The organism is Oleiphilus sp. HI0080 (assembly GCF_001635135.1).
In genome coordinates this window covers 1-428 of the sequence record NZ_LWFU01000210.1, presented here as the reverse complement: position 1 = coordinate 428, position 428 = coordinate 1, and the positions used below count along the sequence as shown (strand labels likewise).

Here is a 428-nt window from a genome sequence, read left to right as displayed (position 1 = left end):
TTAACGGGGATGTGTGTTTTGATCAGGTCTGTTTTCGTTATGCGCCTGATCGTCCAGAGGTGTTAAAGGCGCTGTCACTCAATGTGCAAGCCGGAGAGGTGATCGGCATTGTTGGTCGCTCCGGATCGGGCAAAAGCACCCTTAGCAAGCTCATTCAGCGCTTGTATGTTCCAGAATCCGGTCGGGTTCTGGTTGATGGTGTTGATCTGGCTCAGGTCGATACCGCATGGCTGCGCCGGCAGGTGGGTGTGGTGCTGCAAGAAAGCCGCTTGTTCAATCGAACTGTCAAAGACAATATCGCCTTAGTTGACCCAAGCATGCCGATAGAGCGGGTAATTCAAGCTGCCAAATTGGCGGGTGCGCACGAGTTTATTCTTGAGTTACCCGAAGGTTACGACACCATGGTCGGCGAGCAAGGCGCATCATTA

The 428-nt window shown here is 52.8% G+C and carries 1 protein-coding gene; it reads left to right on the top strand.

The features are described from left to right. On the top strand, positions 1 to 428 hold a 428-nt coding region (locus tag A3751_RS02300; protein WP_156492206.1), incomplete at both ends, for an ATP-binding cassette domain-containing protein.